Genomic DNA, 13,519 nt, shown 5'->3' on the forward strand with positions numbered 1-13,519 from the left:
TACATTGTGGCTTATAAAATATTTTTCTCAACAAAATTGAGCATCATACCATCTTTAAGCTTATCTGCTACTTCTTTTCCTTTTAATTTTTGTACTAACTTTAGGCCAAAATATATAGCTGTTGCAGGGCCTCTACTGGTTACTATGTTATTATCCTCTACAGTTATTTTCTCAATATAATTACATTTTCCCATTTCATTTTCATACCCAGGATAAGAAGTAGCATTTTTAGAATCAAGAACTTTTGCTTTTCCCAGAACTATAGGTGCTGCACATATAGCTGCCACAAGTTTATTTTCATCATTGAATTTTTTAACGGCATCTATTACAAAAGTACTCTGTCTTAAATTTTCAGCACCGGGCATACCACCTGGGAGAACAAGACCTGCGTATTCATCAAGCTTTATAGCATCTATTGTCTTATCTGCTTCAACTTTAATCTTGTGAGCTCCTACTACACTTTTCCCATTAAGAGAACATGTATCGCAAATTATGTCTGCCCTTCTGAGAACATCAACAACTGTAAGTGCCTCTATTTCTTCAAAGCCATCTGCTAAAAACAATATAATCTTCATAAAACTTCCTCCTATTTGATTTTTATTTCATCAACAAAATCCGTCATTAAAAGTGTTGTGAGATTTTTACCTTTTCCACCCCTATTTTGAGGCTTTATATCATCAATATTCACTTCAATTTTATCTTTAAGTTTCGATTTAATTATTATTTTGTTTAGATTTTTCCTCATTACAAATCCATATTGAGTGCTATCTTCTTCATTTAGGCTTATTCCCGTAACACCAGAAGCTACCTTACCCATTGAGCTTACAGAAGATGCTTTAAATCTTATTCCCACTGCTTTTTTAGTTATGAGTATTATTTCATCCTCTTCATCATTTTCAGAAATATCTACATTAACAAGCATATCATATTTATTCCTCAATTTGTAGCATATCTCACTTCCAGTGCTGTCCTTAAATTCACTTAATTTAGTCTTCTTTACAAATCCTCTATTGCTGAAAAAATACAGGAACTTATCTTCCGGAAACTCTTCTAATGATACAGTCTGTATAATCTTAGATGCTGAATCAATCTCATCGTAAAGTTCAGATAATTCTATTGTATCATTATCTAAGCTGCTAAATAGATATGCAGGAATATTAATTACTTTTCCATCATCCATAAATATAAGAAGTCTACTTGATGTGTTTGTTTCTATATAATTTTGAGACCTTGAATCCTTAGTTTTAACTACACCTTTATTACTTACCTTAATGTAAAAAATTCTGTACTCAGCATTTGTTTCAAACTCAGCTGAAACTATTCTGTCCTTAGATGGTATATTTACAAATTGATATCCAGTTTTGTTTCTATCAAGTTCTTCTATTATAGGCTCCCTAAGAACAAATTTAAGACCTTTTTCTGTGTGAATTTTTATGAATGCTTCTTCCCTTATCCTTGGCAGCATCTCTACTCTTACAAGTTTTTCATCCTTTTTAAGCTTAAGCGCCATTACCTTTGAATATATAGTATCAAATTTATCAAGGTTTGTTTTCTTTATATTGCCCTTATTAGTTATAAACATAACATCCTTCTGTTCATTCATATCACTTACAGAATATACATTTAAAACTTTTTCTTTGTTTAAATCAAGACCTCTTATAATACTATCAAGCTTTTCGCCCTTTTCTTTCCACTTGTATTCTGGTATGTTATTTCCTTTAATCTTATACATATTGCCTGCATCTGTAAATATAAGCAAATTATGTGTCGTATTAGATTCTACTAAAAATCTATTGAAATCGCCTTCTCTGTATTCTATATCATTTACATCAGAATTTGATCTTAAATATGTTTTCTTAGGCAAACTTTTTATGTAACCTTCATTCGACATAGTAATTACTATATCCTCTACAACAGTGAAATCCTCAGCATCAATTTTAGCTTTACTGTCATCTTCCACAATTTTAGTACGCCTATCTTCACCGTACTTTTTGCTTACTTCTTCAAGCTCCTTTTTTACAACCTTAAGGAGTTCTCTTTCATCATTTAATATTTTTTCAAACTTATCAATCAATTTTTTTAATTCCCTATACTCTTTTTTAAAAGTTTCTATTTCAAGTCCAGTTAACTTATAAAGCATAAGTTCAACAATAGCTGTTGCTTGCTCACTGTTGAAACCAAATTTATTTATAAGATTTTCCTCTGAATCCTTTTTTGATTTAGAAGCTCTTATAGTTTTTATAATATCATCCATTATGTCTATTGCCTTTATAAAACCCTCAACTATGTTAAACCTCTTTTTAGCAACACTTAAATTGTATTTAGTTCTTCTTGTTACTATATCTTTTCTATGCTCAACATAATACTTTATAATTGTCTTAAGATTCATGGTTTCAGGCTTTCCATCAGCAAGCGCCACCATATTAAAATTAACATTACATTGGAGTTCAGTCTTTTTAAAGAGATATTTAAGAATCTTATTCACTGAGTCTTCATCAGCCGATTTTTTAAATTCTATTACTCCACGAATTCCATGTCTATCGGATTCATCCCTTATATCAGAAATGCTTTCGAGAATTTTGGAATGCTTTTTATCTGCTGTCATTTCAGAAATTGTCTGAAGTATTTTTGCTTTATTTCTCCTGTAAGGAAACTCACTTATTACTATAGCAAGTCGTCCATTTTCAAGCTTTTCTATTTTAGTTTTAGCTCTTAAAGTTACCTTTCCCTCACCTGTTTCATAAGCACCAAGAAGAGAATTTTTCCCTATTATTATTCCTCCTGTAGGAAGGTCTGGTCCTTTAATATATTTCATAAGTTCTTTAACTGTTATATCATTATTGTCTATATATTTTAGAACAGCACTTATTACCTCCCGCAAATTATGTGGAGGTATATTGGTAGATAAACCAACAGCTATTCCAAAGGCACCATTTACAAGAAGGTTAGGATATGCAGCAGGAAGTACCGAAGGCTCTTTTTCTGATCCGGAATAATTATCTACCATGTCAACTACATCTTTATCAATATCATTTATCATTTCTAGTGCTATAGGTGTTAATCTCGCTTCTGTATAACGCATGGCAGCAGCACTATCTCCATCTACACTTCCCCAGTTTCCATGACCATCGATAAGTGGATGCCTTGTCGTAAAATTCTGTGCAAGGATAACCATTGACTCATAAACCGATGAATCTCCGTGCGGATGATACTTTCCTAAAATATCTCCGACTATTCTAGCAGACTTATAATAAGGTCTATCGGGAAATGCCTTTAACATATATGCACCATATAAAATTCTTCTATGAACAGGTTTCAGTCCATCTCTTACATCTGGAAGTGCTCTATCCTTAGCAACTTCAACAGCATATGGCAGATAATTCTCAGGCATAGCTTCTTCAAGAGGTATTTTTATAATGTTATTATCTTTAGGTATGTTAATTTTCTTTGCCATATTAAATCCTCCCCCAACTATTAAAATTCAGCATATTTATACATATAATTTTTTCTAGGTTCAACTACATCACCCATGAGTAAAGATACCATTTTTTCAGCCTTTGCTGCATCTTCTATAGTAACCATTTGAAGAGTTCTTTTTTCTGGATCTAAAGTTGTCTCCCAGAGCTGATCTGGATTCATTTCTCCAAGTCCTTTATATCTTTGAATGAGGTAACCTCTTCCAACATCCTTTTTTGCATTATCAAGCTGCTCATCACTATAGGCATATTTTACAACTTCACCTTTTTTAGAATTTTTATAAACCTTATATAAAGGTGGAAGTGCTATATAAAGATGCTCATTAGAAATAAGCTGTCGCATATATCTATATATATACGTCATCCATAAAGTCCTTATATGATATCCATCTACATCTGCATCACTCATTATTATAATCTTATTATATCTTAAATCATCTTCATTATAATTATCAAGTATCCCCGTTCCAACAGCTGTGTTGAATATCTTAAGTTCTTCACTTCCAAGAACATTTTCAAGCTTTTGCTTTTCAGTATTCATTATTTTACCCTTTGAAGGCATTATGCTCTGAAATCTTCTATCTCTTGCCTGCTTTGCACTTCCTCCTGCTGAATCTCCCTCAACTATTATAAATTCACATAAAGATGGATCTTTAAGAGTACAAACTGCAATTTTACCAGCTAAAGGGGAAGTTCCCTTACCTACTTTCTTTTTTTCTGCTTCATTTATCTTTTTTATTTTCTCACGTCTTGTAGCTGCACTTACAGCATTTTTCATAATCATTGAAGCTAAATCCTTATTGTCCTCAATCCATTCAGAAAAACCAGAATATGATAAGTCATTCATCATAGTATAAGCTTCATTATTTCCAAGTTTTGTCTTAGTTTGTCCCTCAAAAACCGGATTAGTAAGCTTTACTTTAATTATTGCAGTCATACCTTCTCTTACATCATTACCTTCAAATTCCTTATCTTTTTCCTTTAAAATTCCAAGCTTCTTGGCCCATTCTTTAAAGGCTCTTGTCATCCCTGTCTTAAATCCAGCTTCATGAGTGCCAGCCTCTGTTGTAGGTATGTTATTTACATAACTTGCAATATACTCAGTTGTAGAATCTGTAAATTGAATGCATACTTCACCATAAAGTTTAATTCCATTAATTTCTCTCTCTCCATCAAAGAGTATTGGATTCTTATGAATAACTGTTTTACTTTCATTGAGATAATCTATAAAATCAAGAAGTCCTCTTTCTGAATGATATTTTTTTACAATAGGTTCTTCTCCTCTGTTATCTTCTAAAATTAAAGTTATTCCCTTATTTTGAAATGAAATTTCTTTAAGTCTTTCATCTATAATATCAAATTTAAAGTCTACTGTTGTAAACACTTTACTGTCAGGTTTAAAAGTAACTTTTGTCCCCTGCTTATCAGTTTTACCTATCTTCTCTATAGGTGTTACCGGAGTACCTGGCATATTTCTCTTTAACTCTTTATCGTAGGCATATTCAAATCTCTGTCTATATATGTACCCATTTTGATATACTTCAACTTCAGTCCATTCTGAAAGAGCATTTACAACAGCTGCACCTACACCATGAAGTCCTCCAGATGTCTTATAATTTTTATTATTAAATTTTCCACCTGTATGAAGTTCTGTATATACCATTTCAACTCCAGATTTTTTCTTCACAGGGTGTATTCCAGTTGGAATTCCTCTTCCATTATCTATTATAGTAGCACTTTTATCCTTATTTAGTATTACCTTAGCCACATCTCCAAAGCCGTTGGTAAGCTCGTCTATGGCATTATCCAATATTTCCCATATGCAATGGTGCAATCCCTTAGTTCCTGTAGAACCTATGTACATACCCGGTCTTATTCTTACAGGTTCTAACTTCTCTAAAGAAGTAAGGGCCGTTACATCATAGCTTTCATTATTTTTACTTTTATCCATCAAGTCCGTCCTCCAGTAATTAATATAAAAAATAAAGTAATGAATTTACTTCATTACCCTACTATTTTAAAATCATAAGATGTTTTTTACAATTTGTCAATATATTTTTTCCATATTATTCCAATATGTCTTTTAATATTTCATCATTATCTACAACATATTTAGCATATTCAATATTCTTTTCAACATGCAAATAGGTATATCTAGCGGGTTTTATGAGGTGTCCCATGGAAATAGCTTTCTTAAAATCGCTCTTTTTCATATTAAGCCCCTTTACATAATCAAAAAATCCTGTGTCCTTTAAAATTTTTCTTATTCTTGCTTCCCTATGATTTTGAACTATACACATTATATAAGTTGCAATGCCAACTTGAATCCCGTGAAGGTTAGGTACAGGTAAAAACTTATCAAGTGCATGAGATATCAAATGTTCAGATCCACTTGCTGGAGAACTATTGCCTGCTATTTCCATGGCTATGCCATTCATTGTAAGTGAATCCACAAGTTCTTTTAAAAATAAATCATCCTTAATACTTTTAAATTCAGTTCTAACAAAACTATTTACTGATTTCTTAGATATCATGACTGCAAAATCATCCATATGAGACTTTTTATTTTCCTCTTCAAATCTCCAATCATAAAGAGCTGTTATATTTGATACAAGATCACCAATTCCCGAGTATATAAACTTCTCTGGTGCACCTTTTATTACGTCTATATCTACTATTATTCCTTCAGGAGTCTTAGCTGGAACAGAAGTTCTCCTGCCATTTATCATGAGTGATGCAACAGGACTCGCAAAACCATCATTAGAGGTTGATGTAGGAACACTTATAAAAGGAAGTTTTCTTAAAAAAGCCATATATTTAACAGCATCTATAGCTTTCCCGCCGCCTACAGCTATTAGAGCAGTTACATCACTGGAAATTTCAAAAGCCATACTGCCAATTTCCTGAAAATCTATACTCTTAACCGTACCTGTATTTTTAACTTCTATGCCTGCATTATTTATGGATTCTACAATTCTCTTTCCGAAAAGTTCATATATTCCCTCTCCAAAATAAATTGCAATGGTTTTAAAATTAACCTTACTTATTATTTGACCTATATTATCTATATTTTGCTTTCCAACTTCTAGTATTAAAGGAATTGCTATTCTATGAGATATTATTTTCAAATTTTCCACTCCTTTAGATATTTTTCTACATTGAGCCAAATTTCATGAAAATCACTGAATTGTATAAATTCCCTGTTTTGAGCTTTCAGAAGAGAGCAAAGATTACTTTTTGCAAAAACCACATCAGCTAATAATGCTGGAGCTACATCTGGATTGCTGTCTCCTGCATAAAAAATCTTTTTATATTCCCCTCTAAGTTTCTTTATTACTTTACCCTTATCTATTCCATAAAATTCAGAATAGAATTCATCTTTAGGATCAAGCTCAAAGTGAAGCCCATTATCCTTAAATACGCTTCTATTAGAATATATTTTTATGTCCTTTATACCCTCATGCTCGAAAATCCTATCAATATAATAATTAGTTCCCGCACTTACCACTACAAAATCTCCACCGTTTTCTTTTATATTTTTTATAAATTCTTTTATGTAAGGATCTAATGATATAGTAAGTATATCTTGAAGTATTTCCTTTTCATTTCTTCCTATATGGCTAAATACATATCCCAAATAATCTACATCTTTTATTTTTGAATTTCTCCAGTCTCTGTATAAATCCTTTAATTCATCTTTTAGATATTTGTCAGATATTATCATATAAAAGTCCTTTTTACTTATGGTTCCGTCAAAATCAGATACGAATACAAATTTTTTCATATGCTTCCTCCAGAAATCACTTTTTATATATTACCACACCTAAAAGTCCTGGTCCCGTATGAACTCCTGCAACAGGGCTGATTTCTCCAATTGACAAATTTTCTATATTGGGAATTTCTTCGATTAATTCTTTGAGCTTTAACACTTCCGCGTAAGCTCCTCCATGCATAACCCAAATATCACATTTGCCACCTTCAAGTATTTCTTTAACTATTTGAACAATCTTTTTCTTTGCCTGCCTTTTTCCCTTTGCTTTACAGTGAGTATAATATACGCCATCTTCATTTATAGATATTATAGGCTTAATATCTAAGAGCTGACCAACAGTCCCAGAAACTTTCCCTATCCTTCCACCTTTTATTAAATACTTTAATGTATCAACAATATAATAAACCTTAACTTTACTTCTTATTTCAGGCATTTTTTTCACTATTTCTTCAAAGCTTTTGCCCTGGAGTACCATTTCACCACATTCTCTTATAATCACACCTTCACCCATAGTTATAGATTTTGAATCAAAAATAAAACTTTTGATATTTTCATGATTCTGTGCTGCGATCTGTAGAGTATTATATGTTCCTGATAAATTTGAAGATATAGTAACTGCAATTACATGAGTATACCCATTAGCTTCAAGCTCTGAATACAATTTTTCCATATCTTCTACGGACGGCAGTGATGTAGACGGCACTTCCTTTTCCATATTATCATAAACTTCCTTTGGAGTAATGGTTACTTTGTCTATATATTCCTTATCCTTATATATTATTCTAAGTGGAAGCACTTTCAAATCATATTTTTGTATCATTTCACTATCAACATCAGCTGTACTATCTGTCACTAACGCTATCTTTTGCATTTTATAACCTACCTTATCTTTTACATTTATTATATCTATAATATTTACCCTTATTAATTTATCTATTCAAAACATACTATTACTGTATTTTAAACGTTTCCTTAAGTTTATCTATATTTATATTAGTAACGATTCCTTTGTCATCCCAATGATTTTTACAGCCGCAATAATCAAGAATTACACATTGAGGAACCATATTAAGCCTTCTAGCCTTAAATCCTCCACTAAGTAAATTTAAAACACAGGCTACACCTACAATCCCAACCTCTCCATACTGGATATTAGTTTTTTTAAAAGCTGAAGATTCATGTTCCACAATGAAAACCTCAAATCCATGCTTTCCTCCTAATCTAGTCAAATTATTAACTGTACATTCCCTACTGCACATTTTACATCTTTTGCCTTGCAGTGTTTCTACTGCTCTGCATTTTTCATCACTATTATAGCGCATGCAGCCTGAGAGAATTAGTTTTTTGTGAGGTGCTCTTAAAAATTCATCTCTATAAACCCTATTCATAATTTCTGCTCCAACCATATTAAGATGATATTCAACTGGCTGCCTTCCACAAAAAATAACATCTTCACGCCATTTATGTTTTTGATAATCACTTTTTAAAAATACATTTACATTTTTCGTATATTTGCCCAAAATACTTTCACATCGCACACTGAAATATAATTCTAAAGTAATTACACTTGAGAAAAAATTATTTACAGCCTCAAAATTAATTGAATGCAAATACTTATTCCAAATATCAAATCTTGTTACTTCCTCATTAAATTCTCCTGAAGCACTCATCCATCCAATTAATTTTTCAAAATTTTTTAGTGTAAACTTAGCATCTAAATTGTAATTATCATTTGGATACAAAAATATTGTTGAAAGTATTCCTCTTATGAAATCAACGCATGGCTTTATGCTTATATTATTCTGTCTTAATTCTTTTAAGTTAAAAAGAAGTTTTCTCGGCATTTCTGATAAATCTATGGCATCATCACTGTATAACTGCCACATAACACCTAAAATCAAAAGTTCCATAAAATACTCATTTTCACTTCTTTTTTCTCCAGCACAATTTAATTTAACGTAATCATCAAAATCCTCAAGTATAGACTTACATAGTACTTTTCCGTTAAGTAGTATTTCATCTGTAAGCACCGAAACATCTTTATAATAATCATTAGAATTAGTATTCCCATTTTTCAAAGAATAAGTAATTACTTTTTCCATAATTAGTACCCTAATTTTTCATTAACTATAATTACTTTAATTCTTCCCTTTGCACCCTGCCTTCTTATTAGAGTATATTCATTACAAATCCTGTCGCTACTTTTACAATCCATACAATCTCCTACCTTAGTGCATGGAGTATTTCTATTAAGTCTCTTTGCATTTACAGGTGCAGCTATATTTTTAGTTCTACTTATAGCCTCATCAACATTTTTTACTATCTTATTAATACCAGCAATTACTATAACTTTGTCTGGTCCGTAAAGCATAGCAGCAACCCTATTCCCATTGCCATCTACATTGTAGAGCTCACCATTTTCCGTTAATGCATTTGTACTTACTAAATAGCTGTCTGCAAAAAAACTCTTTCTATATATCTCCCTGGTTTCTTCTCTTGTTAATCCATCCTTATATCTATCTAAAAAATTGTAATCTCCATTTCTTAAATAATCTATTATTTTAGTCTCAAAAAGAGTCATAGAGCCACCTACCGCCACAGTCTCGCCTTTACTTATTATTTTGTTTATAATATCCATTAATTCTTTAGTATCTTGAGCTAAATAAGCCTCCATATTGTTTTTTTCAAGATTCTCCATGGTTCTTTTAATTTTGGAATCAATTATCCATGAAACGTTTGCATCCATAATTACACTTCAGGGATAAAACAGCCTTTATCCCTGAAGCTTCACCTCCTCTAAAATAAATAAATTTTATTACCAATCTGACGATCCAGAATCTGAATCATTTGAGCTTGAATCTCCCCAACCTGAGTCTCCATTTGAACTACTAGAATCTCCACTTGAACTTCCTGAGTCTCCCCAGCTTGAATCTCCACTTGAACTGCTCCAGTCCCCACTAGTGTATTTATCATTCGTATTATCTCTCGAATCATCATCGCTATATGAATCATCACTATAAGAATCATGGCTGTAGCGTTCATGTTCGTAATGATCATGATTATGCGAAACCATTTCATTAAACATCATTCCATCTACAAAACTTCCCATGTTACCCCTACTGTCACCATTATTAATAATAGTTGTATTATTGGAACCATTAGATGAGTGTCTAAAGTTTCTTTCATTTTCATATTCCCTATCATTTCTCATATTTGCTGATCTAAACGAATTATCTGAATCATTATAATGTAAATTGTTTTTTTGAGCGAAGCTATGTACATGCTTATTGCTTTTTCTTTTCTTGTAAATGAAAATAATTATAGCACATATGAGAATAAAAATAATGAAGCCAACTATTCCCGAATGACTTTTTTTAGCTACTACCGTTTTGCTATATCCATCATTTTTTACTGATACTTTTTTTTCTTTAACTGCTTTTGTTGTTATATCCTGATCTACTGCTTTACCTACTTTTAATATTCCAGAATTAAAATCACTTTTTTTAAAGTCATCATTAGGCATTGATGCTATTCTGTTTAGCTCACTTTCATTAAATACATTATTTAATCCTTGGCTTGCCATAAACTTACTTTTTTTATCCTTTACAGCCACTACAAACAAAGTATATTTACTAGTATTAATACTTTTAGCTATATTAGCTGCATATCCATCTATACTTTGTCCATTTAAACTTGGAACCAAATAAATATAGGCTTGCGCCCCTGTATTTTGTTCCAATTTTGAAAAATTACTGTTTACCTCACTTATAGTAGATGAGCTTAATACCTTAGCATCATCATGAATATAGTTATTACCATCAGCCAAAACTTTTGTAAATGGCATAACGAAAATAAAAACAAACATTATAAAACTAATTACACTTTTTATTTTTTTCACAGTACTGTTTCCCCCCTATTTATATATATCTAATCAAGTCTCTCATAACTTCCATTTATAAAAGGCATGTTTAGCACTTTAAGTGATTTTTCAATTAAAATTCCCTCTCTCGTTGGGTAATCAAAACCATAACTTTCTTTTATAGCTGAAGTAATGAACTGCATTGCGCGTCCTACAGCTTGTGGAAGATTGTCTCCATTTAAAATATATCCTAGCACAGCACTTGCAAAGCTATCTCCTGTTCCGGGGTAGCTTACTGGTATATATTCAGATGTTACCTTCCAAAATTTATTATTCTTTTTATCATATGTTATAACACTTGTATTTTTATCATCTTTACCTTTAGGTACACTTGTCATAATAACATCAGGTCCCATATCTGAAAGCTCTAAAATCCAATTCTGTATGGCTTTTTCATTAAGATTTAAATCATAGTCTCTGCCTAATAGATATGCAGCTTCTGTAAAATTAGGCGTTATTATATCTGCCTTCTTTATAAGCCTTTTCATACTTTTTACCATGTTATCATCCATTGTGCTATATAACTTTCCTTCATCACCCATAACAGGATCAATTAGAACTAAAGTTTCCTCTGTAGAAAATTCATCTATAAAGTCACTTATAATATCAACCTGCTTAGGTGAGCCTAAAAATCCAGTATATATAGCATCAAATTCTATATCCAGCTTTTTCCAATGTTCTATAAACTTCTGCATATTATCTGTAAGATCAACAAAACTATACTCTTTAAATCCTGTTGTATGCGTTGACAATACTGCAGTTGGCATTGGGCAAACCTGAATGCCCATATAGGACATGATCGGAATTATAGCCGTTAAAGATGCCCTGCCAAATCCTGATAAATCGTGTATAGCAGCAACTCTTTTTACTTGTCTAGTCATTCTTATCCTCCACACTACTTAAGTCTATATGTAACATAATTTTTATAGTTAACTACATCAATACTATCGTCATTTTGTAATTTTTCTAAAATTTCCTCTTCATTTGCACATCCCCTGGACTCAAGAAAACTTTTAACCTCAAATTTATTCATAGGATGTCTTGCTACTATACTTTTAATTGCTTCAAAATCATCTTCTATTTCGCTAAAAAATTCACCAGATGAGATCTGCTGTATTGATGTACCTCCCAGTATTCTAACTGCTTTCTCAAGTACATCATCATCCGGTTCACGCACATAATTTTCTGCCGGTGGCCTTACTGGAGTATTTATATAAAGTCTATCGTAATCTACCTTATCAAGTATTCTTTTTATAGCATAAAATTGCTTTGGAGTATCATTAAAATCTTTGACTATCATAGTTTCCATCCATAGCTCACCCTTATACTCTTTAGAAAAATCAATAAGGGCTTCCGTGATCTTTTCAAAATTCATTTTACGATTAGGTCTATTTATTCTTCTAAAAGTCACTTCATCTCCTGCATCAAGGGATGGAAGAACTATATCTGCTTTTTTTAAAGCTTCTCTTACACCTTTATATATGAGCATAGAGCCATTTGTTATAACTGCAATAGGCTTGTCTGTAACTTTCTTTAAATTCACTATTAATTCTTCTAAATCAGCACACAGAGTTGGTTCCCCTTCTCCAACTACAGTTACAACATCAATTTTAACATCTTCTTTTAAATAATCTTTAAACTCGTCTAAAATATCATTAATATTAAAAAATTTCTGTGGTTCTTTCAATAAATTTTTAGTTCTTCCAAGCTGACAATATACACAAGAATAAGAGCAGCTTCTTTTTTCTATAGGACTTATTCCCAAAGAATTTCCCATTCTTCTAGATGGTATAGGTCCAAAAATGTATTTATATTCTTTCATACGTATTGCCCCCAATGTAATTTATTATTTTTAATTATAGCACAATTTACCTCTGTCCTACATGCCATTATACAATATAACTTCTGTCAGCTTACCTGATGCATTCTTCTAATAATTAAGATGCCTCAAGAAAAAATTCATCCGCAACTACGAAAAATAATGGGACTGTCGCATTAAAAATTAATAATTCGTAGTTTAAAAATATTGCTATGTAAGAGTGAGACGGAGGAAAGTTATCCATAACCTTTCGCCGAAGGTGAAACCCCTCACCTGCTGACGAGCCAAGCAATGTCAGCACTCCACACACTTCGGCTGATGGAAAAAAGCTTAACTAATAAATAAGACTTTGCTCCAAATAATGAAAAGACTTAGAAATTTAAATTTGTTTGAGCTTTTTTTCAGCGAGTTATTAAAAGTTTAGCCCTATATAAACTTTTAATTCAGATTTTGGGGAGCGTTAGCGGAAGAAAATCTTCCTTGCCTTTACCCTTTATGGGAAGTAACAATATTTTGGAAACAATTTAAATAAG

At 31.7% G+C, this 13,519-nt stretch carries 11 protein-coding genes; all 11 read right to left on the reverse strand.

Annotation, left to right across the window (positions count from 1 at the left end):
• Window positions 1-11: 11 nt before the first annotated feature.
• The 11 genes from BEE63_RS01220 to BEE63_RS01270 all read right to left on the reverse strand — a co-directional run bounded on the left by BEE63_RS01220 (window position 12) and on the right by BEE63_RS01270 (window position 12,989).
• Entirely contained in the window at window positions 12-575 is a 564-nt protein-coding gene (locus BEE63_RS01220; protein ID WP_066019647.1) for a DJ-1 family glyoxalase III, read from the reverse strand.
• 11 nt (window positions 576-586) lie between these two features.
• On the reverse strand, window positions 587-3,454 hold the full coding sequence (locus BEE63_RS01225) for a DNA topoisomerase IV subunit A (RefSeq protein ID WP_066019648.1): 2,868 nt from the start codon (window positions 3,452-3,454) through the stop codon (window positions 587-589).
• Between the two features lie 20 nt (window positions 3,455-3,474).
• The gene (locus BEE63_RS01230) at window positions 3,475-5,427 is read right to left on the reverse strand and encodes a DNA gyrase/topoisomerase IV subunit B (protein WP_066019649.1); all 1,953 of its coding nucleotides are present in this window, start codon (window positions 5,425-5,427) and stop codon (window positions 3,475-3,477) included.
• Window positions 5,428-5,542: 115 nt separating this feature from the next.
• Window positions 5,543-6,604, reverse strand: a complete 1,062-nt coding sequence (locus BEE63_RS01235; RefSeq protein ID WP_066019650.1) for an iron-containing alcohol dehydrogenase family protein — start codon at window positions 6,602-6,604, stop codon at window positions 5,543-5,545.
• Complete coding sequence (locus BEE63_RS01240) at window positions 6,601-7,260, reverse strand: MtnX-like HAD-IB family phosphatase (protein WP_066019651.1); 660 nt, start codon at window positions 7,258-7,260, stop codon at window positions 6,601-6,603. Before BEE63_RS01240 ends, BEE63_RS01235 begins: the two co-directional genes overlap by 4 nt.
• Window positions 7,261-7,276: 16 nt before the next feature.
• Window positions 7,277-8,119 carry a DegV family protein gene (locus tag BEE63_RS01245; RefSeq protein ID WP_066019652.1) on the reverse strand — a complete coding sequence of 281 codons (843 nt, stop codon included), beginning with the start codon at window positions 8,117-8,119 and terminating at the stop codon, window positions 7,277-7,279.
• Window positions 8,120-8,198: 79 nt separating this feature from the next.
• Entirely contained in the window at window positions 8,199-9,350 is a 1,152-nt protein-coding gene (locus tag BEE63_RS01250; protein WP_066019653.1) for a DUF116 domain-containing protein, read from the reverse strand.
• Window positions 9,351-9,352: 2 nt separating this feature from the next.
• Window positions 9,353-9,994 (reverse strand): lactate utilization protein, encoded by a 642-nt coding sequence (locus tag BEE63_RS01255; protein WP_066019654.1) that lies wholly within the window; start codon window positions 9,992-9,994, stop codon window positions 9,353-9,355.
• Between the two features lie 69 nt (window positions 9,995-10,063).
• Window positions 10,064-11,146 carry a TPM domain-containing protein gene (locus BEE63_RS01260; RefSeq protein WP_081312429.1) on the reverse strand — a complete coding sequence of 361 codons (1,083 nt, stop codon included), beginning with the start codon at window positions 11,144-11,146 and terminating at the stop codon, window positions 10,064-10,066.
• Between the two features lie 29 nt (window positions 11,147-11,175).
• Window positions 11,176-12,048: a pyridoxamine kinase gene (locus BEE63_RS01265; protein ID WP_066019655.1), complete on the reverse strand. Its 873-nt coding sequence runs from the start codon at window positions 12,046-12,048 to the stop codon at window positions 11,176-11,178.
• A 14-nt stretch (window positions 12,049-12,062) separates the two neighbouring features.
• Window positions 12,063-12,989 (reverse strand): radical SAM protein, encoded by a 927-nt coding sequence (locus BEE63_RS01270; RefSeq protein ID WP_066019656.1) that lies wholly within the window; start codon window positions 12,987-12,989, stop codon window positions 12,063-12,065.
• Window positions 12,990-13,519: the final 530 nt, after the last annotated feature.

The organism is Clostridium pasteurianum (genome assembly GCF_001705235.1).
GTDB lineage: Bacteria > Bacillota > Clostridia > Clostridiales > Clostridiaceae > Clostridium_S > Clostridium_S pasteurianum_A.

Coding starts and splice junctions, on each gene's coding strand:
- BEE63_RS01265 (WP_066019655.1), bottom strand. CDS start 12,048: ATGACTAGACAAGTAAAAAGAGTTGCTGCTATACACGATTTATCAGGA.
- BEE63_RS01255 (WP_066019654.1), bottom strand. CDS start 9,994: ATGGATGCAAACGTTTCATGGATAATTGATTCCAAAATTAAAAGAACC.
- BEE63_RS01230 (WP_066019649.1), bottom strand. CDS start 5,427: ATGGATAAAAGTAAAAATAATGAAAGCTATGATGTAACGGCCCTTACT.
- BEE63_RS01220 (WP_066019647.1), bottom strand. CDS start 575: ATGAAGATTATATTGTTTTTAGCAGATGGCTTTGAAGAAATAGAGGCA.
- BEE63_RS01240 (WP_066019651.1), bottom strand. CDS start 7,260: ATGAAAAAATTTGTATTCGTATCTGATTTTGACGGAACCATAAGTAAA.
- BEE63_RS01245 (WP_066019652.1), bottom strand. CDS start 8,119: ATGCAAAAGATAGCGTTAGTGACAGATAGTACAGCTGATGTTGATAGT.
- BEE63_RS01270 (WP_066019656.1), bottom strand. CDS start 12,989: ATGAAAGAATATAAATACATTTTTGGACCTATACCATCTAGAAGAATG.
- BEE63_RS01225 (WP_066019648.1), bottom strand. CDS start 3,454: ATGGCAAAGAAAATTAACATACCTAAAGATAATAACATTATAAAAATA.
- BEE63_RS01250 (WP_066019653.1), bottom strand. CDS start 9,350: ATGGAAAAAGTAATTACTTATTCTTTGAAAAATGGGAATACTAATTCT.